The organism is Salicola sp. Rm-C-2C1-2 (genome assembly GCF_040196175.1).
Taxonomy (GTDB): Bacteria; Pseudomonadota; Gammaproteobacteria; order Pseudomonadales; family Oleiphilaceae; genus Halospina.
Map to the genome: position 1 here is coordinate 151,200 of NZ_JBEFNF010000003.1, position 22,316 is coordinate 173,515.

Sequence of the window (22,316 nt, forward strand, 5' to 3'; positions counted from 1 at the left end):
GTCAGGGACTCCTCAGGATGCTTTCTGGCGCTGCTGTTTCTCGACCCGCCGCCGGATACGACTGCGCTTGAGCTGGCTCAGATAGTCGATGAAGAGCCTGCCATTGAGGTGATCCACCTCATGCTGGAGGCATACTGCCATGAGCCCGGTGTGCGCTTGTTCAAAGGGTTCACCGTGATAATCCAGGGCGCGGACCCGGACGGACTGGGACCGGGTGACATCCTCGTAGACGCCCGGTATCGACAGGCACCCTTCCTGCATGGGTTCCTTTTCGCTTTCGGGAATCTCCAGCTCCGGGTTGATAAAGACCCGGGGATCGCTCTGCTCCTCGGACAGGTCGATCACCAGCACCCGTTGATGCACATTGACCTGGGTTGCCGCCAGCCCGATCCCGGGGGCGCCATACATGGTCTTGATCATGTTATCGACCAAGGCGCGCACATTGTCATCGACGGATTCAACCGGCTCTGCCACGGTTCGCAGCCGCGGATCCGGAAATTCGAGTATGCTGAGAGTCATGGTGCTGCTCCGAAAGGGTACAAGTAACATTATCACGCATCAGGCGATGGCCGTACAAACGGCTGTGCTTACAAAACATTGCAGGGTTGTGGATGTTGTCCACATCCAGGGATCGCAAATGGCGTTATTTCTTCTATAGTGATGCAACAATGATGTCGATCGATCGAAACAAGCCAGCAAGGAAACCGAGCATGAGGATTCTGTCGATTCTGCTCACGGTCGCCCTCGCGCTGGGCGCCGCGGGGGTTACCGCCCAGACGCAGCTGCGGGACGACCATCCCGACCAGTATACCGTCCAACCCGGAGACACGCTCTGGGACATCAGCGCGCGCTTTCTGAAAGAGCCCTGGAACTGGCCGGAGATCTGGCAGGCGAACCCGCAGGTGGCTAATCCCCACCTGATCTACCCTGGCGATGTGCTGAAGCTGACCTGGGTGGATGGTGAACCGCGTTTGAGCCGCGCCACCGATCAGGATCGGGAAGTCAAGCTGTCTCCGGAAGTCAAGGAGACACCGCTGGATAGTCCCATACCCACGATTCCCCTTGAGGCGATACGTAGCTTTCTTTCCAATACCCGGATTGTGGGGGAAGCTACGCTCGAACAGGCCCCTTACATTGTCCAGGGGCAGGATCGGCGCTCCATATCCGGTGCCGGCGATCGCGTTTACGCGCGGGGTGAAGCCGCTGCTGGGGAAACCATGGCCGTATTCCAGCGTGGCACCCGGCATGTGGATCCGGAAACGGGCGAGTTTCTGGGCCTTGAGGCCCGCTCTCTGGGCCGCGGGCGGGTGGCTGAGATCAATGGCGAACTGCTCAGCGTAGACTTGACCGCAAGCCGTGAAGAGATCGAGGCAAAGAATCGGCTGTTGCCTACTGAGGAACGCGAGATCACCACGCGTTTTGAGCCGCGCGCGCCGGACACCGAGATCCGCGGGCGGATGATCGATGTTGAGGATGGCGTGAGCAACATCGGTCAGTATAATGTGGTCACGATTAATCGCGGCGAGCGCGAGGGCCTGGAATCGGGCAATGTGCTGGCGGTTTACAAGCAGGGCAATCAGGCACGGGACCCGGTGACGGACGAACTGCTTCAGCTGCCGTCGGAGCGGGCTGGGCTCGTAATGGTATTCCGGACCTATGACAAGCTCAGCTATGGGCTGGTGCTGCAGGCTACGCGGCCGCTGGAGATCATGGACGAAGTCCGCAACCCATGAAACACCCCCTTTGACAGAGGAAGTCACCGATGACGGTCATGGAACGACCGCCCTTTTCCGGCCTGGAAACGGGCGATACCTATCATCTTCTCGCCCTTTTGCCCGGTATGAATCCGGAACACTGGCAGGTGGTGCTGGATCAGCTTGAGGATCCCACCCAGATTCTGGGCATGACACCTGACAGCCTGCGGGCTCTGGGATTACCGCCCGCCACCCGCCAGGCCCTGACCGCATGGCAGGCCCATGGGTTGGAGCCGACCACGCGCCAGCGCCTGGCTCACGCCCAGCAGCAATGTGGGTATCTCGGCATCCGTGTGATCCATTGGTGCCACCCTGAGTATCCCGAGGTACTTCGGCATATTCATGGTCCGCCCCCCGTTCTCTATTGCCGTGGTGACATCGCGGCCCTTGATCGCCCCTGTTTGGCCATGGTCGGAAGCCGCCACGCCAGTCGTGATGGCCATAACCATGCGCGTCGTTTTGCTCATGCTCTGGCCGCAGGTGGGTTCAGTGTGGTGAGTGGGCTCGCCCTGGGTATCGACGGAGCCGCTCACGAAGGCGCGCTGGAAAGCGGCGGCACTACAGTGGGGATCCTCGCCAATGGGGTGGATCGCCCCTACCCAAGGCGCCATGAGGGGCTGGCCGGGGACCTGCTACAGGCAGGTGGCCTGCTGGTGTCAGAGCGGCCACCCGGAACCCCGGCTCGCGCGCATCTGTTTCCCCAGCGCAACCGGCTGATCAGCGGCCTTTGCCGGGGTGTCGTGGTGGTGGAGGCGGGGCTGCGCAGCGGTTCCCTGATCACGGCGCGGTTGGCGATGGAACAGGGGCGGGAGGTCTTCGCCATCCCCGGCTCCATCCACCAGCCGAGTGTCAGGGGCTGTCATCGGCTGATCCGGGAGGGCGCGGTGCTGGTGGAGACGGTGGAAGACATTGTCTCGGAACTGGGTGTCTGGGAATCTGTTTCGTCTCAGATGGAACCGGAGGCGGAAACCGCCCCCGCCCATCTTGATGAAGCGAGTCGCCGGGTTCTGGAAGCGGTGACCTACGAGCCGGTGGATTCGGACAGCCTCTGCCGCGCTACCGGCATGGCGGCATCCGATCTGCTCCAGGCCATGCTGCTGCTGGAAATGGAAGGGCTGGTGGAGTCCACATCAGGTGGCTACCGACGCCGTTCGGGCTGACGCGGCCTCCGGCGACGGATAGACTTCCGGCTGACGATTCGGCAGACGGAGGTGACCGGTGACAGTGCAAAGCCCCGACTGGTGGCACATCCAGCAGGCCTCGGATTCGCTGGCGATGGGGGGCGTCTGGGCTTACCCTACAGAAGCGGTCTGGGGTCTGGGTTGTGACCCCTGGAACGCAGAGGCTGTGGAGCGGATCCTGGCCCTCAAGGGTCGCCCCTGGCACAAGGGCTTGATCCTGGTCGCTGCCGATATCGATCAACTCGGTTTTCTGCTCCAGGGCGCGCCACCGCCAGTATGGCAGGCAGTGCGCGATGGCTGGCCCGGTGCCAATACGCTGCTGTTGCCGGACCCGGGTCAGCAGGTACCAGAGCTGGTGCGTGGCCGGCATCGGCGGGTGGCCGTGCGAGTGCCTGCTCATCCCCAGGTGCGGCGTCTCTGCCGGGCTTTTGGCGGCGTTCTGGTATCTACCTCCTGCAATCGGGCTGGCGGGCCTCCGTTGCGCTGGCAATGGCAGATCCATCAGCGTTTTGCCAGCGAGTTGGATGGCATCCTTAATGGGTCGCTGGGCGGGGCACGCCGCCCGAGCCGCATTATCGACCCCATGAATGGTACCCTCCTGCGTGACTGATAACGTCCCTGCGGACAGCCGAGGAGGCTCCATGAATAACACCCCCGACCCGGACGCCGTTTACCAGTACCTGATCGATCTTCAGGACCGTATTACCAGTACCTTGGGTGAACTGGATGGCGTTGCGGAATTCCGTGAGGAAACCTGGGAACGGGACGCCGGCGGGGGTGGTCGCAGCCGCGTGATTGAAGATGGCGGCCTGTTCGAAAAGGGCGGTGTGAACTTTTCCCACGTCATGGGCGCGGAGCTTCCGCCCTCGGCCTCCGCCAGCCGACCTGAGCTGGCCGGCGCCAGCTGGGAAGCCATGGGCGTCTCCCTGGTGATCCACCCGCACAACCCCTATGTGCCCACCTCGCACGCCAATGTCCGGTTCTTCATTGCCAGACCGGAAGGCCGTGATCCGGTCTGGTGGTTTGGTGGTGGCTTCGACCTGACGCCCTATTACGGTTTTGTGGAAGACTGCCGGTATTGGCACGAAACCGCGCGAGTCGCCTGTGCGTCGGCCGGCGATGACACCTGGCATCGCTTCCGCCAATGGTGCGATGACTATTTCCACCTCAAGCACCGCGGCGAGCAGCGCGGCATTGGCGGACTGTTTTTCGACGACTACAACGAAGCGTCTTTCGAGCACAGCTTTGAGCTGATGCAATCCATTGGCGACAGCTATCTGACTGCCTATATCCCCATCGTGCAGGCCCGCCGCGATACGCCCTACGGCGACCGCGAGCGCCAGTTCCAGCTCTACCGTCGGGGCCGTTATGTGGAATTCAATCTGGTCTATGACCGGGGAACCCTGTTCGGGCTGCAGTCCGGTGGGCGCACGGAATCCATCCTTATGTCGTTGCCGCCGCTGGTGCGCTGGGATTATAACTGGCAGCCGGAACCTGGCACCCCCGAGGCGCGGCTCGTGAATTATTTTCTACAACCCCGCAACTGGCTGGAGGAGACGGATGACTGAAAAGGCCCGTTATGCCGTGATTGGCAACCCGATTGAGCACAGTCTGTCGCCGCGCATCCACGCCGCTTTTGCGGAACAGACCGGGGAATCACTGGTTTATGAGCGCCTTTTGGCGCCCCTGGAAGGGTTCCGTGAGACTCTTGAACAGTTCTTCGATGACGGTGGCGCAGGGCTCAACGTGACCGTGCCATTCAAGCAGCAGGCCTGGGAAATGGCCGACCGTCACCAGCCCAGGGCGGCAAGGGCCGGAGCGGTGAATACCCTGTGGCGGGAAAACCACGGCATCCTGATCGGTGACAATACTGATGGTGCCGGGCTGGTGCGGGATCTGCGGGTCAACAACGATGTGACTCTGGCTGGGGCCAGAGTTCTGGTTCTGGGCGCCGGGGGCGCTGTGCGGGGGATTCTTGAGCCGCTGCTCGCGGCGGCGCCGGCGCAAGTGGTGATCGCCAACCGCACCCTAGCGCGGGCTGAAGAGGTGCGGGATCTGTTTGCTGATACCGGGTCGCTGGCTGCCAGCACGTTCGCAGCTCTGGTGGGGCCCTTTGACGTAATCATCAACGGCACCAGTGCCAGCTTACAGGGCGGTCTGCCGCCCCTACCGGAAGGGCTGACCAACCCGGCAACTGTCTGTTACGACATGATGTACAGCCAGACGGAGACGGCTTTCAATGGCTGGGCCCGACAGCAGGGCGTGGCACTGCGTCTGGACGGGCTGGGCATGCTGGTGGAGCAGGCAGCGGAGTCCTTCGTTCAGTGGCGTGGCAAACGCCCGCAGACGGAACCGGTTATGGCCATGTTGCGACCCGACTGAAAGCTGTTGTGCGTATTCTGGACTATGCTGGGGTCATGGATGTCAGCCGGGTTGGTTCCGCCCGGTCCCTTTCAGAGACAGTGAGGCGCCATGGATCTTCTGACACTGCTCGGCCTGCTGGTCGGTATTACCACCATCATTGCGGCGATTGCCACCAGTTCCGGACTGGCCTCGTTTCTGAATATTCCGGGGCTTCTGATCGTGGTGGTGGGAACGCTCGCAGTGACCCTGATCAAACACCGCCTGACCTCCGTTGTCAGTGCTTTCCGCATGGCGTTTGGTGAGGCTTTCCGGGACCGCACCGAGGATCCACTGGATCTCATCCTGCAGATTCGGGACCTGGCGGATATCGTGCGCAAGAAAGGTATCCTGGGGCTGGAGGATTATGCCACCCGCTACCGGTTTCTGGCCCGGAGCATTGAGCTGGCAGTGGACGGCCATCCGCCGGAATTCATAGAAGAGGCTATGAGCCACGAACTTCAGCAGACGCTCGAGCGCTATGAAAATGCCGAGAGGGTTTTCCGGGGCATCGGCGACTCTGCCCCGGCGCTGGGCATGATCGGCACCCTGGTAGGGCTGGTGCAGATGCTCAATCAGATGGATGATCCGGCGGGCATCGGGCCCGCCATGGCAGTGGCGCTGCTGACAACGTTCTATGGGGTCGCCATCGGCCAGGTGATCTTTCTGCCGCTGGCGGACAAGCTTCAGCTCAAAATGCAGGACGAGCAGCGCAACATGACGCTGGTTCTGACCTCCATGCAGAATATCCTGCAGGGACAGAACCCGCGCGTGATGCAGGATGTACTGGCTGCCTACCTGTCACCCGAGGCGCGTGAGCGGCTCAACCAGGGCCAGCAGGCCTGACGGAGACCGTTCATGGCGATGCCGCCCAAGCGCCGGCCCAGACGCGGTAATACCAGCAGCGGTTCGCCGGGGTGGATGACCACCCTGGCGGACATGTTCATGTTGCTGATGACCTTTTTCATCCTGATGCTGTCGTTTTCCAACATGGATACGGAAAAATACCGGGCCATGGTCCAGTCCATGGTCGAGGCCTTCAATATGGCCCCTGATGAACTCCCGGAACCGCAGGGCCTGGCCGATGAAGACGTGGAATCCCCGGCCATCAGCGAGGACGCGCCAATTCCCCTCGAGGGCGCCCCTGCGGCACCTTCTGAAGGTGACGCCATACTGCGCGATCAGGCTTCGGCGGATCCACCCAGCCCGGATGTGCATCCGGGTGTGGAGCAGCTTTCCAGTATGCTGATCTCGGAGATGGAATCAGCGGTCAGTGAAGATAAAATTGATGTCGGGTTTGATCGCCAGCGGGTCGTAATCCGGTTCAATGACGAAGCCACCTTCCCGATCGGCAGTGCCGAACTGATCCCGGAAATCCGACCCGTAGTGGGCGATATCGTCGATATTGTAGCCCGCTGTGATGGTGAGGTGATTGTTACCGGCCATACAGACAACAGGCCCATGGTCAGTGAGCGTTACCGTTCAAACTGGGACCTGTCCGCCGCGCGCGCCGTGTCACTGGTGCACGAGTTGGTGCTCAACCGGGCCATACCGGCTGAAAATGTAGTGGCGGCAGGACGTGCTGAGACAAGACCGATTGCGGATAACGATACAGCTGAAGGGCGGGAAAAGAATCGGCGGGTGGAAATCGAAATCTATGAGCCCGACTGTAACCCCGGTGACGATGGCTGAGTTCCGAGCATAAAAAGGCGCCGGTGAGAGCCGGCGCCAGAGCACCATGGGGCTTGCTGCCCCGAGGGGTCAGTTGACTTCCACCTCGATGGCCCGTGGCTTGGCCTTGTGCTGCTTGGCCAGGGTCAGCTCAAGCACGCCATCGCGGTAGTTGGCCTTGATGTTCTCGTCATCCACGTTCTCCGGCAGTGTGAAGCTGCGCGAGAAGTGGCCGTAGAACCGTTCCACGCGATGCCGTCTGGAGTCATCTTCGGTGTTCTCGAAACTGCGCTCACCCTGGATGGTGAGTACGCCGTCCTGCACCGAGACTTTGACATCCTCCTTGCGGATACCGGGCAGTTCCGCGGTTATGACAAAGGCATCGTTGTTCTCTGTAATATCCACCGACGGTGCCCAGTCGGTTTTCTGCAGGATCTCCCGATTGCCACTGGTATCCGGGTCAGTTCCACGGTTGGCGATTTGCCGGTTGTACCGGTCGAGAATATCTTCGAATTCAGCAAGTGGGTTCCAGCGGGTCATGGCTGTCATGATTATCACCTCCTATCAACGAATCTGAGATCATTCACGACAACAGCTTTGTCAGGGGAGCGTGGCTGACCGGCGCCGTATCATCAGTCCGCTTCCCTAACGCCTTGTAACCGAAGTAAGGACGCGCACCTGATTTTCAAGGGGTATCGGCCAGGAATTCATCCTTGAGCTTGACGTAGTTTGTAGCGGTGTAGGTGAAGAACCCGCGCTCCTCGTCGGTGATGGGCCGGGCCTGACGCACCGGGCTGCCACGGTACAGATAGCCGGATTCCAGTGTCTTGCCCGGCGGTACCAGGGTACCGGCGGCGATGATGACTTCATCCTGTACCACAGCGCCATCCATGATGATCGCCCCCATTCCCACAAGAACCCGGCTGCCTATGGTGCAGCCGTGAAGAAGGGCTTTGTGACCTACGGTGACATCATCACCCAGGGTCAGTGGAAAACCGTCAGGGTTATAGGGGCCGGCATGGGTGATGTGGCAGACGGAGCCGTCCTGAATGCTGCAGCGGTTGCCAATACAGATCCGGTGCATGTCGCCACGGATAGCGGTCATGGGCCAGACCGAGCAGTCATCGCCCAGCGTCACGTCGCCGATGACAGTGGCGGTGGGATCAATCCATACACGGTCCCCGAGCTGGGGATGATTGCCCTTGTGACTGCGGATACGGGTCACGGTCGTACCTCCGTCTGACTTAGGGTGGTTTGCACAAGTATGTCATTATAATTGTACCAAGGTCACATGCAGGAGACGCTCCATGAACAATCCTCTTCTGGCGCAGGATCAGCTGCCGAAGTTCGATGCTATTGATGTCGAGCACATGGAGCCGGCGATTGACCGGATCCTGAAGGAAAACCGGGAACGGGTGGCGGAGCTGGCGGATCAGCAGGAACCGACCTGGGCCAGTCTGGCGCAACCAATGCAGGCGCTGGAAGACCGCCTCAATAATGCCTGGGCCGTGATTTCCCATCTCAACGGCGTGATGAACGATGAGGCGATCCGTGAAGTGCATAAGCGCTGCCTCCAGAAAATCACCGAATACGGCTCTGAGATCAGCCAGAACGAGGCTCTGTGCGAAGCCTACAAGCGCTTGGGGGACAGTGACGAATTCCAGCATCTGCGCGAGGACCAGCAGGAGGCGATCCGCCAGACCCTGCGTGATTTCCGGCTCGGGGGCGTTGATCTGGCTGCGGAGCAGAAGGCGCGTTTCGCAACGCTTTCCCAGGAGCTGGCTGACCTGGAAAGCCGCTTTGGTGACAATGTGCTGGACGCCACCCAGAACTGGTGCCGTCATGTGACCAATGACGCCGAGCTTGCCGGCCTGCCGCAGACGGCTTTGGACAGCGCCCGCCAGGCGGCCCAACAGCGGGGCCTGGACGGCTGGGTGATCACGCTGGATGTGCCGTCCTTGCTGCCGGTTCTTACCTATTGCGACAACCGGGCGCTGCGCAGAGAGGTCTATGAGGCCTTCACCACCCGGGCCTCGGACCAGGGGCCAGATGCGGGTCGCTGGGACAACACGCCGCTGCTTGATGAGATCCTGAGACGCCGTCACGAGCAGGCCCAGCTTCTAGGCTACGACAACTACGCCCAGCTGAGCCTCGCTACCAAGATGGCAGCCAGTGAGCAGGAGGTGCTCGGCTTTCTGAACCGCCTGGCCGGGCGTGCCAAGCCCGTGGCCGAGCGGGAGCTGGAGGAGTTGCGGGCCTTCGCCCGGGAGCAGGGTGGCCCGGAACCGCTTGAGGCCTGGGATCTGGGGTATTACGGCGAGAAACTGCGCCAGGCACGATTCAGTATTTCCGAGGAGGAAGTCCGACCCTGGTTCCCGGTGAACCGGGTGATCAATGGCCTTTTCCGGGTTGTCGAGAAGCTCTTTGAGGTGCGTATTGTGGCGGATGAAAGCATTCCCGCCTGGCATGATGACGTAACCGCGTATCGCATGGAGCGGGGTGGCCGGCCGCTGGCTTTCTTCTATCTTGACCTCTACGCCCGCCAGGGCAAGCGTGGCGGCGCCTGGATGGCGGACTGTCGGATCCGCCGGCGTCATGATGATGGCAGTCTCCAGCTACCGGTGGCCTTCCTCACCTGTAACTTCACGCCCCCGGTGGGCGAGCAGCCTTCGCTTCTCACCCATGATGAGGTTGTCACCCTCTTTCACGAGTTCGGGCACGGGCTGCACCACATGCTAACCCAGGTGGACGTGGCGGATGTGTCCGGAATCAACGGCGTGGCATGGGATGCGGTGGAGCTGCCGAGCCAGTTCCTGGAGAACTGGTGCTGGGACCGGGAATCGCTGGCCCTGATCGCCGGGCACCATGAAACCGGTGAGCCGCTGCCGGATGACATGCTCGAGCGCATGCTGGCCGCACGCAACTTCCAGAGCGGGATGCAGATGGTGCGCCAGTTGGAATTCTCGCTTTTCGATTTCCGACTGCACAGCGAGTATGAGCCGGCTGCCCCCGTGGACCCGCTGGCGCTGCTCACAGAGGTCCGCAACCAGGTGGCCGTGGTGCATCCGCCGTCGTTCAACCGCTTTCCGCAGGCTTTTGGGCACATTTTCGCCGGCCCCTATGCGGCCGGTTATTACAGCTACAAGTGGGCGGAAGTGCTGGCAGCGGATGCTTTCTCGCTGTTCGAAGAAAAAGGCATTTTTGATCCGGAGGCTGGACGGGCCTTCCGCGAGAATATCCTCGAAAAGGGTGGTTCCCGCGAGCCAGCGGCACTCTATCGCGCCTTCCGGGGTCGTGAGCCCAGCGAAGAGCCGTTGCTGCGCCAGGCGGGTATTGTGCAACCGGATAAAGCGGCCTGAGCCGCGGGAGAACCAGAGTGAAGAAACGCTTCATTGCCGGAGCCGTTTGCCCCCGCTGCAGCGCCATGGACCGGATCGTGATGTTCACCACTGAAGAGGGCACTTTCCGTGAGTGTGTTGAGTGTGGTTTCGAGGATCGCCAGCCTGAGGCAGGCGACATGACGCCGGCGTCGGAGGCGTCGGAGGGATTGAAAACCCGAGTGACAGCCACGGAACCGGATCCGCCGAAGAGGGATGATACACCTCAGCCGGTGCGCATTCTGCCCTCGGGCTCGGGCAGTGAGCACTGAGCTTGTTGTCAGCGTGTGCCTTCGGGAACCGTCAGCAGAAATTCCGGGCGTATCGGAAGCAGTGGCAACTGTGCTGGAGATCCGCCGTCTTCAAGGAAGGGATTGGGCAGCGGAATGAAGACCCGTTCCATGACGTCCAATTCGCGGATCGGCTTGCGGAAATAGGTATTGAACCATTTATCGTAATCGCCGCTGAGCATGGCCCGGTGTAGACCGACTTTAATGCGTTCCGCCATGCGGCTGTCATCCGGGCCCACAAACAGGTAAGAAGGCATCCGGTAAGTGAAGATCAGCCGATCCTCCACTGCCAATCTCTCGCCTTCGTACTGGTCCAGATCAATGAGGACTTCGCCAACGCCGCGCAGGAAACAGTCGAAGCGATCCCGCTCCAGCATAGTCAGCAGGTTGCCGAAGCGCGGCGCCGTGATCACCTCAAAGCCGGCGCTACGCAGAATACGGGTGTCCGGCCAGTGTGCGCCCTGGCCAATGGTCAGATCCTGGCGCTGGAAATCCCCGGCGGAGAAAATGCTATCGAACCGCTGCTGTTCGCCTTTGCGGATCAGGCAGATGCGGAAGCCGAGCATGCCCTGATCAATGGGGATGGGAATCGGTCTGAGTGTGCGATTGCGGTCCGGCGAAGAGGCGACATTGGCAATGCGCACTGATTCCGTGTTGCCAGCGCGCAGGTTCCGGATGGCCCGGCCCTGGGCCATGGGCAAGCTGGGCCGGATCTCTGTACGGCCGTAATCCGGTGTCTTGGCCAGGACCATCTTTACAAGTTCGCGGATGGCCGGGCTGTCATGGTTGCGCTTCCAGAGCGTGATGGCTTCGTCACTGCCGTCTGTACCCGCCAGCACAGGGGCGGTTACAAGGAGGGCCAGCAGGAAGATCACAGGCTTCCCTGCGTGCAGCATGATCCGCTCCTGTCAGGAATGGACCCGGTAGCGTCCCGGGCCGAGCATCAGTATTGCCACAGCATTTACCAGAAAAAGGGCCGGCAGTTCCAGAGCCCAGCCCCCATTGGCCTTGAGAACCAACAGCTCGTGCTGGTGTGCCAGCGCAAGGGCACAAATCATATTGATCGCGACCAGCAGCGATGCAATACGGGAGTGGATGCCCAGAATCAGCATGGCAGGGGCCACAACCTCGCCGAGGACAACCCCCCAAGCCAGTATGGCGGGGAGGCCGTGAGCGGCCAGCAGGTTCTCGATTGGTCCAACGCCGGTGAACAGTTTACTGATGCCGTGCAAAAGAACCAGAAAACCCAGCGCCAGCCGCAGCATAAGACGGGCAATGTCGGGGTGATTGAGCAACTGAGCTCCCTTCGCTGATTTCCTAAAGTGCCGAGCGGAACGAGAACTGGAACTGGATTCCGTTGCGCGTCAGAAGATTGGTCCAGTATTCGCGCATCCACTGCCAGGCCTCGTCGCTGGCCTGATTCACAAATGGCGCCAGATTCAGATCGTAATAGCGGCCCGACCCAATAATCTGGCGCACCGTGATCAGTATGGCCTGATCGAGCTCATTGGCGAAAGGCTCGCCAATGAGATGATGCACCAGCAGATTGGCCTGGGTGGCTTCTGGCTCCAGCAGATTGCTCTCACGGAACGAGCGGTTGTTTTCGTACATTTCCTCCATCAGGCGATGACACTGGTAGGCCTTCACAAGCAACCCGTCGAGCCCTTCATAACCGGCGAGCAGCACCGATGGATGTGCAAAATAACCGGTCGCTGTCTCAATAAAGGGCTGGAACAGCTCTGCCACCCCAGCGCGTTCGGCGCAGACCTGCACGCAATGGATAACACCGGGGGTCATTTCCACGTATTCTCGAGCGAAGCCGTGAAGCGCTGCGGCCGGGTCGGGGGCGTCCACCCGGAACAGTGAGTGCAGGGCCTCCGCCCTGGCACGGAGCCCCTGCTGGAACTGGCCGCTGGCGCATTCGCGCTCAACTGCCTGCGAGATGATCTGGGTAATGGACTCCGGCGTCATGAACCGTACAGCGCTGGTGGATGAACCGCGAGGCGGTATTCTTCCAGTATAGACGAGTTTGTGCACACTGCCCGCCGGGTGGCAGGGGACCGCCGGACGCGCTAGAATTGGCACTTGACGGTTGTCATACGCGCAAAAAACGATAAACTCTGCGTAACTTTGCGCGACAGACCCATACATAGCCCGCGCCCCCTGGGGCCAACGCCACGGCCCGATTCATGGTGCGCGGGGCCGAAACACAATTCTTGTTGGAGACGAGGTATGAGCGTGCAGGCTCTGCGTGCCGGTGCCCTGGCGACTGCTGTAACGGCGCCGTCCAGCGCCTTTGCCGAATGGGGGGTCAACCTTCCTAAAGGTGCCACCTCTATCAGCAATACAATCTACGGCATCCACATGTGGGTGTTCTGGATCTGTGTTGCGATCGGCGTTGGTGTTTTTCTGGCCATTCTCTGGTCTGTGCTGGCCTATCGCCATTCCAAAGGGGCGAAACCGGCTCATTTCCATGAAAACACCACCGTGGAAATCATCTGGACTGTGATTCCCTTCCTGATTCTCATCATGATGGCGATCCCGGCAACCGGAACCCTGGTCGACATGTACGACTCCAGTGGCGCGGAAATGGAGATCAAGGTCACGGGCTATCAGTGGCGTTGGCAGTATGAGTACATGGACGAGGACATCAGCTTCTTCAGCTCACCGGACACGCCGCGTGATGCCGAAAAGAATCTGATTGAGAAAACGGAAGATTACAAGTACTCCGTGGACAATCCACTGGTTCTGCCTGTTGATACCAAGATCCGGTTCCTGATCACCTCCAACGACGTTATTCACAGCTGGTGGGTACCAGAATTCGGCTGGAAGCAGGACGCCATCCCCGGTTTCATCAATAAGAACTGGGCAAAAATCGAGGAGCCCGGCACCTATCATGGACTCTGCGCTGAGTTGTGCGGCCAGGGGCACTCTGATATGCCGATTGAGGTCAAGGCAGTACCGAAGGACGAATATCGTGAATGGGTCGCCGAGCAAACCGGCGAAAACGGTTAAGTATGCAGCGTTTGAATAACGGGGGTTCATCATGAGTGCGGTTGCAGACGCTCACGCCGCTGATCATCACGATCACGGCCCCGCCAAGGGGATTGGACGGTGGTTATTCACCACCAACCACAAAGACATTGGCACCATGTACCTGGTGTTTTCGTTCGCGATGTTTCTCGCGGGCGGCGCCATGGCCATGGTTATCCGTGCCGAGCTGTTCGAGCCGGGCCTGCAGATGGTGCAGCCGGCATTCTTCAATCAGATGACCACGATGCATGGCCTGATCATGATCTTCGGTGGTGTCATGCCCGCCTTTGTCGGGCTCGCCAACTGGATGATCCCTCTGATGGTCGGTGCGCCTGATATGGCCCTGCCCCGGATGAACAACTGGAGCTTCTGGCTGCTGGTCACCGGGTCGCTGATCCTGATGTCCACCCTGTTCATGGATGGCGGTGCGCCCAACTTCGGCTGGACGGCGTACGCGCCACTATCTACCACCTACGGGCCGGACAGCACCACCTACTTCATCTTTTCGATCCACATTCTGGGTATTTCCTCCATCATGGGCGCGATCAACGTGATCGCCACCATCATCAATATGCGTGCGCCCGGCATGACTCTGATGAAGATGCCCATGTTCGTATGGACGTGGCTGATCACCGCCTTCCTGCTGATCGCCGTTCTGCCGGTGCTGGCCGGTGCGGTAACCATGATGCTCATGGATATCCACTTCGGCACTGCGTTCTTCGATGCTGCTGGTGGTGGCGATCCAGTTCTGTACCAGCATATTTTCTGGTTCTTCGGTCATCCGGAGGTCTATATTCTGATCCTGCCGGCGTTCGGCATCATCTCACAGATCATTCCGACCTTCTCGCGCAAGCCACTGTTCGGCTATACCTCCATGGTCTACGCCACAGCTGCCATCGCGATCCTGTCGTTTCTGGTCTGGTCGCACCACATGTTCACTGTCGGTCTGCCACTTCCCGGTGAGCTGTTCTTCATGTACGCCACCATGATCATCGCAGTACCCACAGGGGTGAAGATCTTCAACTGGATCAGCACCATGTTCCGTGGCTCGATCAGTTTTGAAACCCCCATGCTGTTCGCCATCGGTTTTGTGGTGCTGTTCACCGTGGGCGGGCTTTCCGGTGTGATGCTGGCCATTGCACCTGCGGACTTCCAATACCACGACACCTATTTTGTGGTGGCTCATTTCCACTACGTTCTGATTCCTGGCGCGATCTATGCGATTTTCGCCTCCGTTTACTACTGGCTGCCCAAATGGTCCGGCCGTATGTACAGCGAAGCACTGGGTAAGGCCCATTTCTGGTTGTCGTTCATTGGTCTGAACATCGCGTTCTTCCCAATGCACTTTCTGGGTCTCGCGGGTATGCCACGGCGCTATGCGGACTACCCCACTCAGTTCGCCAACTTCAACCAGGTCTCCACCATTGGTGCCTTCCTGTTTGGCGCCAGTCAGCTGCTGCTCGTCTTCATTGTTTACCGCGCTGTGAAGAACGGCCGCAAGGCTGAAGCTAAACCCTGGGAAGGTGCGGAAGGTCTGGAGTGGACGGTTCCGTCTCCGGCGCCCTATCACACCTTCGAGCAGCCGCCGCGGGTCAACTGACCCCGGCGGACCGGAAAAACGGAAACCGTAACGGAACAAGAACAGCGGAGGCTGCATGTCGAGCAACCAGTCCTATTACGTCCCGGAGTCGAGCATCTGGCCGATTGTGGGCAGCATCGGGATGCTGCTTACCTTCTTCGGGCTTTCCACCCTTCTGGTGAATCAATCTAACGGGGATCCCACAACTACAGCGTGGGTCCTGTTCACGGTCGGCACTCTGGTTCTGATCTATATGATCACCGGTTGGCTCCGGGATGTGATCCGCGAAAGTCGCGCTGGGCTCTACGATGCTCAGATGGATCGCTCCTTCCGTCAGGGTATGAGCTGGTTCATTTTTTCCGAGGTGGCTTTCTTTGCAGCCCTTTTCGGCAGCCTCTTCTATATCCGGTTCTTTGCCGTACCCTGGCTTGGCGGTGAAGGCGCCAAGGGCAGTGCCAATATGCTTTGGGAGGGCTTCCAGGCGCAGTGGCCGCTGCTGAGTAACCCGGACAGCAGCCAATTCGCAGGCCCGGACGCGGTCATCGCTCCCTGGGGCCTGCCGCTACTTAACACTCTGATTCTGGTGGCGTCCTCTATCACGCTGACGCTTTCGCATAAGGCGCTCAAATACGACAAGCGCAAGCCGACCATCTATTGGCTGGCAGCGACGGTCGCCCTTGGCGCCGTCTTCCTGTTTTTCCAGATCGAAGAGTACATCGAGGCCTACAGCCATCTGAATCTGACACTGGATTCCGGGATCTACGGTAGCATCTTCTTTTTGATGACCGGCTTCCACGGCTTGCACGTACTGCTGGGGGGGATAATCCTGTTCGTGGTCCTGATGCGACTGATCAAGGGCCATTTCAGTGCCCATGACCATTTTGGTTATGAGGCGGGTGCCTGGTACTGGCACTTCGTGGATGTGGTCTGGATTATGCTGTTCATTTTTGTCTATGTGATCTGAACCAGCTGGCTCGCCGTCCTCAGAAGGGCGGCGCGTTTAGTTCGAGATTGCCCGTCATCGCAGCCACCCCAATTAGTACAAGCAGAAGTGCAGACAGCGAAACCCGGACAATCAGTCCATTCACCACCCTGTGCCGACTGCCCTCATCCTTCATCATGAAAAAGAAACTGCTGGCAAGACTGGCAATAATAGCGATCAGGACGAGGACGATCAGAAACTTGAGCATGGCGGCTTCTCTTGACGCTGGATCAACGCGATCACTATAACAGACCATGATGGGATCTAAGAGCCATTGGCGCTGGCGACCGAATCGCGCCGTGTGGGGTATTGCGCTTGGCCTGTTTCCCTTGTTGGTGGGACTGGGAACCTGGCAGCTTGACCGTGGTTTCGACAAGGCTGAGCGCCGGTCCCGTTGGTCAGACAGCGACGGGTCTGTTGAGTGGCCGGTTGCGTCACCTCTGGAGGGGCAGCCCGTTGTGCTTGCGGGTCATTATGATGACCAGCGCCAGTGGCTTCTGGATAACCGTACCCGCGATGGCAGGCCCGGTTACGAGGTCCTTCAGCCGTTTCATACCAAGGACGGACCCGTTCTGGTTAATCGGGGCTGGGTTCCGGCGCCGGAAGACAGACAAAGGCTGCCTGCACCAGAGGTGCCTGAGGGCAGGCAGATGGTTCAGGGGCGGGTCTGGGACTGGCCCACGCCTTTAGTGCTTGGCCCTGTTGATGCAGTGAACCCAGACGACTGGCCGCGGCGCGTCGCCAGTCTGAAGCTTGCGAAGGCCCGCAGCAGTATTCCGGAACTGGCCATCGTCCCCATTCGGCTGGTGAATGACCGCCAGCCAGGGGCGCTGCGCACCGGATGGACCCCGAGTCGCATGGATGCAGCGACCCACTACGGTTATGCCGTTCAGTGGTTCGGTCTGGCGATAGTGCTTTTGACCCTGACCATTGCGACCAGTTTCCGCCGAGATGAGGAATCCTGATTGAGCCAGAACAGTTTCACTGAAGAGCAAACCCGGCATGCTCGCCGTAAGGCGGCGCTGCTGTTTCTCATTGCGATTGTGCCGCTGATCGCGGCCACAGTTATGTACTACACCGGCCTGGGAATGCCCGGGGGCACGACTAACAATGGGGAGTTCGTTGAGGGCCGGGAGCAGGTTATGGATCAGGGTATCCGGGATCCTGAAGGCAAGCCGTTCCGCCAGCATCTGCTGCAGGAAAACGAGGACGCCAAATGGTGGATTCTCGTGACCGCCGAAGATTGCGGCGATTCCTGTAAAAAATGGCTCGACCGTACGGGCAGTGTTCATCAGCTTCTGCATCGGGAATGGAATCGTGTACGCCGGGGATTCATCAGTGGGGACGGGAGTGTGCCTGAGGACGTGGATGACCGGCGGCTTGTGCTGTTCTCCGCTCCCACGACCAATCCACTGGCCGAATACGCTGCGGCTGATGCGGAGGCCACCGTCTTCATCGTAGATCCGATGGGGAACCTGGTGCTGCGTTATGACCAACGCCACTCAGGCGACGATATTCTCGAGGACATGGAGCACCTCCTTGAAGTTTCCCCGTTGGGCTGAATGCGGAAATTCCCATGAGTAAAAATACTTCTGCCTGTTCACGCGTTACTCACTTTCCACGCTTGCGTCGGGTGGCGCTATTTGCGCTGGTTCTTGCTGCTATCGTGATCCTGCTTGGTGCCTGGACACGCTTGGTCGATGCCGGGCTGGGCTGCCCGGATTGGCCAGGCTGTTACGGGCATCTCACAGTGCCAAGCGGCGAGCAAACCATCGCCCAGGCCCAGGCCCGGTTCCCGGAAACCCCTTTTGACGCGAGCAAGGGCTGGCCCGAGATGATCCATCGGTATGCGGCCGGCACCCTTGGCCTTGTGATTTTCGCCATTGCCGTTGCCTGCATACGGTACCGGAAACTTGGCGCTCCCGCTGGCTTGGCCAGTTTTGCTGCAGGCTTCGTGGTGCTGCAGGCAGCCTTCGGTGCCTGGACTGTCACCCTTTCGCTCTGGCCTCAGGTCGTGGCGGCGCACCTTCTGGGTGGCTTTACTACTTTCTGTCTGATGTTCCTGTTATTCCGACGACTGGAAAATCAGCAGGGCAGTGCTAATCTGCCACCCGAGCCCAGGGCAAGCGTTCTCGCCCTCAGGCCCTGGCTTTATGGTGGGCTGGTGTTGCTGGTTCTGCAGATCGCGCTTGGGGCCTGGACAGCTGCTAACTATGCCGCCGTCGCCTGTACCGATCTGCCCACCTGTCAGGGCCAGCTGTGGCCGGAAATGGATTTCGCCGAAGGCTTCAATTTCTTTCAGGCGGTAGGTCCGAACTACCTTGGCGGCAAACTGGGCAATGAGGCCCGCGTTGCCATACACCAGAGTCATCGTATCGGCGCTGTGGTGGTTCTGGTGGCCTTTGGTGCGTTATTCTTGACGGTAATCAAAAAAGCGCGGGGAACTGCCATCGCCGGGGCTGCCGGCATTGGTCTGGCGCTTCTTCTGGTGCAGGTTGGCCTGGGTGTTTTGAACATAGTTCTTCAGATTCCCCTCGGGGTCGCCGTGGCGCATAATGCGTTCGGTGCCTTTCTGCTGCTGAGCCTCGTCAATCTCCTTGTGCGGGTTGAAAGACTGCGAGTCGCGCCGCCGAATCCGTGAGTATCGAATCCTTTATGAGTGACAATACCGCCTACGCCAAACAGACCATCACCTGGCGCGACTACCTTGAACTGACCAAGCCGAAGGTGGTTGCGGTGATGCTGGTAACTGTCATCATCGGTATGTTGGTGGCCGAGCCGGGTCTGCCGTCACTGGCTACCGTATTCTGGGGCAACCTGGGTATTGCCCTGCTTTCCGGGGCTGCCGCTGTGATCAACCACGTAGTGGACCACGAGATCGACGCGCGCATGGCGCGCACGCGACGCCGGCCGGTTGCTACCGGGCGCCTGAGCAACGCCGATGCCCTTGGTTTCAGCGCTACGATCGGCCTCGCCGGTATGCTCGTGCTGGTCTGGCAGGTGAATATGCTGACAGCGTGGCTGACACTGGCGTCTCTGGTCGGCTATGCCGTGATCTACACGGTCTTCCTCAAGCGGGCGACACCACAGAATATTGTGATCGGCGGTCTTGCCGGTGCCATGCCGCCGTTGCTGGGCTGGACGGCAGTCACCGGTTCGGTGGACCCCAATGCATTGCTGCTGGTGCTGGTCATCTTTGCGTGGACGCCGCCCCATTTCTGGGCTCTGGCAATCCACCGCAAGGAAGAATACGCCCAGGTGGATATTCCCATGCTCCCGGTTACCCATGGCAACCGTTTCACCGAGCTTCATATTCTGTTGTACACCTTCATGCTTTTCGCCGTGAGTCTACTGCCCGTTGCCACTGGCATGTCCGGCTTGATCTACCTGGTGGGGGCCACCCTGCTGGGGCTGCGCTTTCTGCAGTATGCGTTCCGGCTCTGGTGGGGCGATGATCGGCGTGTCGCGCTGGATACATTCAAGTATTCCATTACTTACCTGATGCTTTTGTTTGTGGTCCTGCTGGTTGACCACTTTGTCCGTTTCCCGGAGATCTGATGTCCCAGAATCGCAATATCGCCATCACTGTTGTTATCCTCTTTTTGGCTGCAGCCGGTGTGATGGCATTGACCATCTACAACGTCTGGCTGGGCTCCCAGTACGCCTCTGAAGGGGGCAGTAAACCCCCGGAGGTGGCTTCGGAGAATGTATACCTCTATGAAAAACCGCGCGCGATCAATGACTTCTCCCTGGTCGACGAACAGGGTGACTCGGTGGATCAATCCATGCTGCGTGGTCAGTGGACCCTGGCCTTTCTGGGCTTCACGAATTGCCCGGATATCTGCCCTGCCACCATGGCGACCCTTTCAAAGGCGGATAAGCGTATTTCGGACCGTGCCACAGAACCGCAGTTCCTGATGATTACCGCCGATCCGGAACGGGATACACCACAAGTCCTGAGCCGGTATGTGACGTTCTTCGGAGATGATTTCCGAGGCATCACGGGAAAACTTGAAACCGTGCGAAGTCTCGCCTCGGATCTGAACGCGACCTTCACTCACAGCACGGATGACAACGGCGATCCGGTTGTCGAACACAGCGCCCACCTTGCCATTATCTCACCGGATGGCCGCCTTGCTGGACTGATCCAGAAGCCATTTGACGCTCAGACTGTGGCTGAAACCTACGAGGCCATCCAGAGCTGGCAGCCTGGCAAGAACTGAGCCGGCCACCTTCACACTGTCTGTTTGCCGGCAGTGACCTATGGTCATATAATGACCGCTGGTCATCCGGGGAGATCCAGCAACAGTGCGCTATCAGGATAAACTCTTTCAGCAACGGGAGACCCTGCTGCTGGATACCGCTCGGCAACTGTTCTGCGATTGCGACTGCGGCTGGGAGCGCGTCACTATTGCCCAGGTCGCCCAGCACGCGGGTGTTGCCAAAGGGACCGTCTACAAGCACTTCAGCAGCAAGGAAAGTATCTACGCCCGCCTCGCCCTGCGTTTTTCGCGCGAGTGTCTGGCCCATTACCGTGCGATGGAGCCCGCCGAATCGCCCCTGAAGACCATACGCTGCGTGCTGTATGAAGCCTTCGCGCTGATGCGGTCTAACCCCATTGATGTCCAGCTCTGCCTGCACTGTGACCGGCCGGAACTCCAGGCCCGACTGGGGGAAAAGGAGCGCCGGGCTATGGAAGCGCTGGACAGGGAATACCTGGCGCTTTTCCATGAAATGGTCCGGGCGGCTATCGCCGAGGGTGAGGCTCCGGATAAACCCATTGAAGGCCTTTTCTGGGGCGTTGATGCCATCTTTCAGGGTGTAATGGAGCGCATCGCCGCCGGTGGTGTGGGTCCGGACCGCCATGAAACGCCCAGTCTTGAGGCGTATTTCGAATACGTGGTCGACTTCATCGTCGCGGGTCTTGCCGGGACGGATCCGACCCAGGGCAGGGAGAAAACACAATGACCAACCGACTACCCCGAGGACCCGTAGCGCTGGCCGTGGGACTGGCGATTGTTCTGGGCCTATGGCTGGTCAGTGGTGAGGTCCGTCGCAGTGCCCAGAGCATGGACGATCCCTACGAAGCTACCGGACCGCGACCAGCCCGTGTCGAAGTCAGTGAACTCAGGGCGCGCCCGTTCCAGCCGCAAGTGGTGGTGCAGGGGCAGGTCGAGCCCTGGCGATCGGTCATGATCCGCAGCCGTATCACAGCACAGGTTGAGACACTGGAGCCACTGGGGGCGCGCCTCGAAAAAGGTGACCCCGTGGCACGGCTCAGTGAAGAGGACCGCCAGGAGCAGGTTGAACAGGCACAGGCCCGGCTTGAGCGGGCGCAGGCGGATGTGGAAGCTGCATCACAGCTCCGGGGCCAGGACTTGGCCTCCCAGTCCGAATACCTCGCTCGCAGCGCGGATCGGGCGGCCGCCAGTGCGGAACTGGAGAAAGCTCGGGTTGCACTGCAAAGCGTCACGCCCGCTGCGCCCTTTGCCGGCACCATCAACCGACGTCAGGTGGTCATCGGGGATGAACTCCGGCCCGGCGAATCCATTGTGGAGCTGGTCCAGACTGATCGCCTCAAGGTGAGTGGCCGCGTGCCGCAGCAAAAGGCTGGAAAACTCACCGAGGGACAGACCGTGCGGGTCGAACTTCTCGACGGTCGGGAACTCACCGGCAAACTCCGTTTCATTGCCAGCTCCGCCCACCGGGGAACGCGTAGTTTCCGGGTTGAGGCCGAGGTTCCGAACCCCGATAACTGGCGGGTCGCAGGTTCCAGCGCAACACTGCGAATTGCCCAGGAGCCGGCGCTGGCGACCCGGCTTTCACCGGCGTACCTGAGGCTCAACGACGCCGGTGAACTCGGAGTCCGTCATGTCTCCGCCGGGGATGAGGTGCTGTTCACGCCGATCCGGCTTCTGAGTACGGATGATGACGGCGCCTGGGTCGCTGGACTGCCGCTGCGTACCAGGTTGATTACCCGGGGTGCTGGCTTTGTCAGTGAAGGCGACAGCGTGACGCCGGTTATGGCCAGTGGGGATGGGGGCTGACC

Annotated in this window: 26 protein-coding genes; 19 read left to right on the top strand and 7 right to left on the bottom strand. The window is 60.0% G+C overall.

Annotated elements, in window-relative coordinates:
• Positions 1-12 precede the first annotated feature (12 nt).
• Positions 13-519, bottom strand: a complete 507-nt coding sequence (gene def / locus AAF659_RS07815) for a peptide deformylase (RefSeq protein WP_349751168.1) — start codon at positions 517-519, stop codon at positions 13-15.
• 191 nt (positions 520-710) lie between these two features.
• Here def and AAF659_RS07820 point away from each other — a divergent pair, with 191 nt between their 5' ends.
• The 7 genes from AAF659_RS07820 (at position 711) to AAF659_RS07850 (ending at position 7,027) form a co-directional block, all read left to right on the top strand.
• Positions 711-1,733, top strand: a complete 1,023-nt coding sequence (locus AAF659_RS07820) for a LysM peptidoglycan-binding domain-containing protein (protein ID WP_349751169.1) — start codon at positions 711-713, stop codon at positions 1,731-1,733.
• A gap of 29 nt (positions 1,734-1,762) precedes the next feature.
• Positions 1,763-2,914, top strand: a complete 1,152-nt coding sequence (gene dprA, locus AAF659_RS07825) for a DNA-processing protein DprA (protein ID WP_349751170.1) — start codon at positions 1,763-1,765, stop codon at positions 2,912-2,914.
• Positions 2,915-2,972: 58 nt separating this feature from the next.
• Positions 2,973-3,545 (top strand): L-threonylcarbamoyladenylate synthase, encoded by a 573-nt coding sequence (locus AAF659_RS07830; protein WP_349751171.1) that lies wholly within the window; start codon positions 2,973-2,975, stop codon positions 3,543-3,545.
• A gap of 31 nt (positions 3,546-3,576) precedes the next feature.
• Positions 3,577-4,503 (top strand): oxygen-dependent coproporphyrinogen oxidase, encoded by a 927-nt coding sequence (gene hemF / locus AAF659_RS07835; RefSeq protein WP_349751172.1) that lies wholly within the window; start codon positions 3,577-3,579, stop codon positions 4,501-4,503.
• Positions 4,496-5,317, top strand: a complete 822-nt coding sequence (gene aroE, locus AAF659_RS07840) for a shikimate dehydrogenase (RefSeq protein ID WP_349751173.1) — start codon at positions 4,496-4,498, stop codon at positions 5,315-5,317. The genes hemF and aroE overlap by 8 nt, the downstream gene beginning before the upstream one ends.
• Before the next feature lie 90 nt (positions 5,318-5,407).
• Positions 5,408-6,181 carry a motility protein A gene (locus AAF659_RS07845; RefSeq protein ID WP_349751174.1) on the top strand — a complete coding sequence of 258 codons (774 nt, stop codon included), beginning with the start codon at positions 5,408-5,410 and terminating at the stop codon, positions 6,179-6,181.
• Between the two features lie 12 nt (positions 6,182-6,193).
• Positions 6,194-7,027 carry a flagellar motor protein MotB gene (locus AAF659_RS07850; RefSeq protein ID WP_349751175.1) on the top strand — a complete coding sequence of 278 codons (834 nt, stop codon included), beginning with the start codon at positions 6,194-6,196 and terminating at the stop codon, positions 7,025-7,027.
• A 69-nt stretch (positions 7,028-7,096) separates the two neighbouring features.
• Here the strand turns inward: AAF659_RS07850 and AAF659_RS07855 are convergent, their stop codons facing one another.
• Entirely contained in the window at positions 7,097-7,555 is a 459-nt protein-coding gene (locus AAF659_RS07855; protein ID WP_349751176.1) for an Hsp20/alpha crystallin family protein, read from the bottom strand.
• Between the two features lie 136 nt (positions 7,556-7,691).
• On the bottom strand, positions 7,692-8,231 hold the full coding sequence (locus tag AAF659_RS07860; RefSeq protein ID WP_349751177.1) for a gamma carbonic anhydrase family protein: 540 nt from the start codon (positions 8,229-8,231) through the stop codon (positions 7,692-7,694).
• Positions 8,232-8,313: 82 nt separating this feature from the next.
• Here AAF659_RS07860 and AAF659_RS07865 point away from each other — a divergent pair, with 82 nt between their 5' ends.
• Together AAF659_RS07865 and AAF659_RS07870 are read left to right on the top strand one after the other, a co-directional pair.
• Positions 8,314-10,365: a M3 family metallopeptidase gene (locus AAF659_RS07865; RefSeq protein ID WP_349751178.1), complete on the top strand. Its 2,052-nt coding sequence runs from the start codon at positions 8,314-8,316 to the stop codon at positions 10,363-10,365.
• A 17-nt stretch (positions 10,366-10,382) separates the two neighbouring features.
• Complete coding sequence (locus tag AAF659_RS07870) at positions 10,383-10,655, top strand: YheV family putative zinc ribbon protein (protein ID WP_349751179.1); 273 nt, start codon at positions 10,383-10,385, stop codon at positions 10,653-10,655.
• 8 nt (positions 10,656-10,663) lie between these two features.
• On the opposite strand, the gene AAF659_RS07875 is transcribed toward AAF659_RS07870, so the two are convergent.
• From AAF659_RS07875 to AAF659_RS07885, 3 genes are read right to left on the bottom strand one after another with little or no spacing between them, the layout of a single operon-like run.
• Positions 10,664-11,569, bottom strand: a complete 906-nt coding sequence (locus tag AAF659_RS07875) for a transporter substrate-binding domain-containing protein (protein ID WP_349751180.1) — start codon at positions 11,567-11,569, stop codon at positions 10,664-10,666.
• 12 nt (positions 11,570-11,581) lie between these two features.
• Positions 11,582-11,968, bottom strand: a complete 387-nt coding sequence (locus tag AAF659_RS07880) for a DoxX family protein (RefSeq protein WP_349751181.1) — start codon at positions 11,966-11,968, stop codon at positions 11,582-11,584.
• 22 nt (positions 11,969-11,990) lie between these two features.
• Positions 11,991-12,644, bottom strand: a complete 654-nt coding sequence (locus tag AAF659_RS07885; RefSeq protein WP_349751182.1) for a hypothetical protein — start codon at positions 12,642-12,644, stop codon at positions 11,991-11,993.
• A gap of 261 nt (positions 12,645-12,905) precedes the next feature.
• Between AAF659_RS07885 and coxB the strand changes: the two genes are divergently transcribed.
• From coxB to AAF659_RS07900, 3 genes are read left to right on the top strand one after another with little or no spacing between them, the layout of a single operon-like run.
• Positions 12,906-13,688 carry a cytochrome c oxidase subunit II gene (coxB, locus tag AAF659_RS07890; protein ID WP_349751183.1) on the top strand — a complete coding sequence of 261 codons (783 nt, stop codon included), beginning with the start codon at positions 12,906-12,908 and terminating at the stop codon, positions 13,686-13,688.
• Between the two features lie 31 nt (positions 13,689-13,719).
• Positions 13,720-15,306 (top strand): cytochrome c oxidase subunit I, encoded by a 1,587-nt coding sequence (gene ctaD, locus AAF659_RS07895; RefSeq protein ID WP_349751184.1) that lies wholly within the window; start codon positions 13,720-13,722, stop codon positions 15,304-15,306.
• 55 nt (positions 15,307-15,361) lie between these two features.
• On the top strand, positions 15,362-16,249 hold the full coding sequence (locus AAF659_RS07900; protein WP_349751185.1) for a cytochrome c oxidase subunit 3: 888 nt from the start codon (positions 15,362-15,364) through the stop codon (positions 16,247-16,249).
• A gap of 19 nt (positions 16,250-16,268) precedes the next feature.
• On the opposite strand, the gene AAF659_RS07905 is transcribed toward AAF659_RS07900, so the two are convergent.
• Entirely contained in the window at positions 16,269-16,475 is a 207-nt protein-coding gene (locus AAF659_RS07905) for a DUF2909 domain-containing protein (protein WP_349751186.1), read from the bottom strand.
• 46 nt (positions 16,476-16,521) lie between these two features.
• Between AAF659_RS07905 and AAF659_RS07910 the strand changes: the two genes are divergently transcribed.
• From AAF659_RS07910 to AAF659_RS07940, 7 genes are all read left to right on the top strand, one after another.
• A complete protein-coding gene (locus AAF659_RS07910) occupies positions 16,522-17,232 on the top strand; it encodes an SURF1 family protein (RefSeq protein WP_349751187.1) in 711 nt (236 codons plus the stop codon).
• Complete coding sequence (locus AAF659_RS07915; protein ID WP_349751188.1) at positions 17,233-17,829, top strand: redox-active disulfide-containing membrane protein; 597 nt, start codon at positions 17,233-17,235, stop codon at positions 17,827-17,829.
• 14 nt (positions 17,830-17,843) lie between these two features.
• The gene (locus AAF659_RS07920) at positions 17,844-18,908 is read left to right on the top strand and encodes a COX15/CtaA family protein (RefSeq protein ID WP_349751189.1); all 1,065 of its coding nucleotides are present in this window, start codon (positions 17,844-17,846) and stop codon (positions 18,906-18,908) included.
• A gap of 14 nt (positions 18,909-18,922) precedes the next feature.
• A complete protein-coding gene (gene cyoE / locus AAF659_RS07925; RefSeq protein WP_349751190.1) occupies positions 18,923-19,825 on the top strand; it encodes a heme o synthase in 903 nt (300 codons plus the stop codon).
• Positions 19,825-20,490: an SCO family protein gene (locus tag AAF659_RS07930; protein ID WP_349751191.1), complete on the top strand. Its 666-nt coding sequence runs from the start codon at positions 19,825-19,827 to the stop codon at positions 20,488-20,490. The genes cyoE and AAF659_RS07930 overlap by 1 nt, the downstream gene beginning before the upstream one ends.
• An 85-nt stretch (positions 20,491-20,575) precedes the next feature.
• Positions 20,576-21,235 (top strand): TetR/AcrR family transcriptional regulator, encoded by a 660-nt coding sequence (locus AAF659_RS07935; protein WP_349751192.1) that lies wholly within the window; start codon positions 20,576-20,578, stop codon positions 21,233-21,235.
• Positions 21,232-22,314 (top strand): efflux RND transporter periplasmic adaptor subunit, encoded by a 1,083-nt coding sequence (locus AAF659_RS07940; protein WP_349751193.1) that lies wholly within the window; start codon positions 21,232-21,234, stop codon positions 22,312-22,314. Before AAF659_RS07935 ends, AAF659_RS07940 begins: the two co-directional genes overlap by 4 nt.
• Positions 22,315-22,316: the final 2 nt, after the last annotated feature.

Excerpts from the sequence above, each read along its gene's own strand:
- def (WP_349751168.1), bottom strand. The coding sequence starts at position 519 with ATGACTCTCAGCATACTCGAATTTCCGGATCCGCGGCTGCGAACCGTG.
- AAF659_RS07820 (WP_349751169.1), top strand. The coding sequence starts at position 711 with ATGAGGATTCTGTCGATTCTGCTCACGGTCGCCCTCGCGCTGGGCGCC.
- dprA (WP_349751170.1), top strand. The coding sequence starts at position 1,763 with ATGACGGTCATGGAACGACCGCCCTTTTCCGGCCTGGAAACGGGCGAT.
- hemF (WP_349751172.1), top strand. The coding sequence starts at position 3,577 with ATGAATAACACCCCCGACCCGGACGCCGTTTACCAGTACCTGATCGAT.
- aroE (WP_349751173.1), top strand. The coding sequence starts at position 4,496 with ATGACTGAAAAGGCCCGTTATGCCGTGATTGGCAACCCGATTGAGCAC.
- AAF659_RS07845 (WP_349751174.1), top strand. The coding sequence starts at position 5,408 with ATGGATCTTCTGACACTGCTCGGCCTGCTGGTCGGTATTACCACCATC.
- AAF659_RS07850 (WP_349751175.1), top strand. The coding sequence starts at position 6,194 with ATGGCGATGCCGCCCAAGCGCCGGCCCAGACGCGGTAATACCAGCAGC.
- AAF659_RS07855 (WP_349751176.1), bottom strand. The coding sequence starts at position 7,555 with ATGACAGCCATGACCCGCTGGAACCCACTTGCTGAATTCGAAGATATT.
- AAF659_RS07865 (WP_349751178.1), top strand. The coding sequence starts at position 8,314 with ATGAACAATCCTCTTCTGGCGCAGGATCAGCTGCCGAAGTTCGATGCT.
- AAF659_RS07875 (WP_349751180.1), bottom strand. The coding sequence starts at position 11,569 with ATGCTGCACGCAGGGAAGCCTGTGATCTTCCTGCTGGCCCTCCTTGTA.
- AAF659_RS07885 (WP_349751182.1), bottom strand. The coding sequence starts at position 12,644 with ATGACGCCGGAGTCCATTACCCAGATCATCTCGCAGGCAGTTGAGCGC.
- coxB (WP_349751183.1), top strand. The coding sequence starts at position 12,906 with ATGAGCGTGCAGGCTCTGCGTGCCGGTGCCCTGGCGACTGCTGTAACG.
- ctaD (WP_349751184.1), top strand. The coding sequence starts at position 13,720 with ATGAGTGCGGTTGCAGACGCTCACGCCGCTGATCATCACGATCACGGC.
- AAF659_RS07900 (WP_349751185.1), top strand. The coding sequence starts at position 15,362 with ATGTCGAGCAACCAGTCCTATTACGTCCCGGAGTCGAGCATCTGGCCG.
- AAF659_RS07905 (WP_349751186.1), bottom strand. The coding sequence starts at position 16,475 with ATGCTCAAGTTTCTGATCGTCCTCGTCCTGATCGCTATTATTGCCAGT.
- AAF659_RS07910 (WP_349751187.1), top strand. The coding sequence starts at position 16,522 with ATGATGGGATCTAAGAGCCATTGGCGCTGGCGACCGAATCGCGCCGTG.
- AAF659_RS07920 (WP_349751189.1), top strand. The coding sequence starts at position 17,844 with ATGAGTAAAAATACTTCTGCCTGTTCACGCGTTACTCACTTTCCACGC.
- cyoE (WP_349751190.1), top strand. The coding sequence starts at position 18,923 with ATGAGTGACAATACCGCCTACGCCAAACAGACCATCACCTGGCGCGAC.
- AAF659_RS07930 (WP_349751191.1), top strand. The coding sequence starts at position 19,825 with ATGTCCCAGAATCGCAATATCGCCATCACTGTTGTTATCCTCTTTTTG.
- AAF659_RS07940 (WP_349751193.1), top strand. The coding sequence starts at position 21,232 with ATGACCAACCGACTACCCCGAGGACCCGTAGCGCTGGCCGTGGGACTG.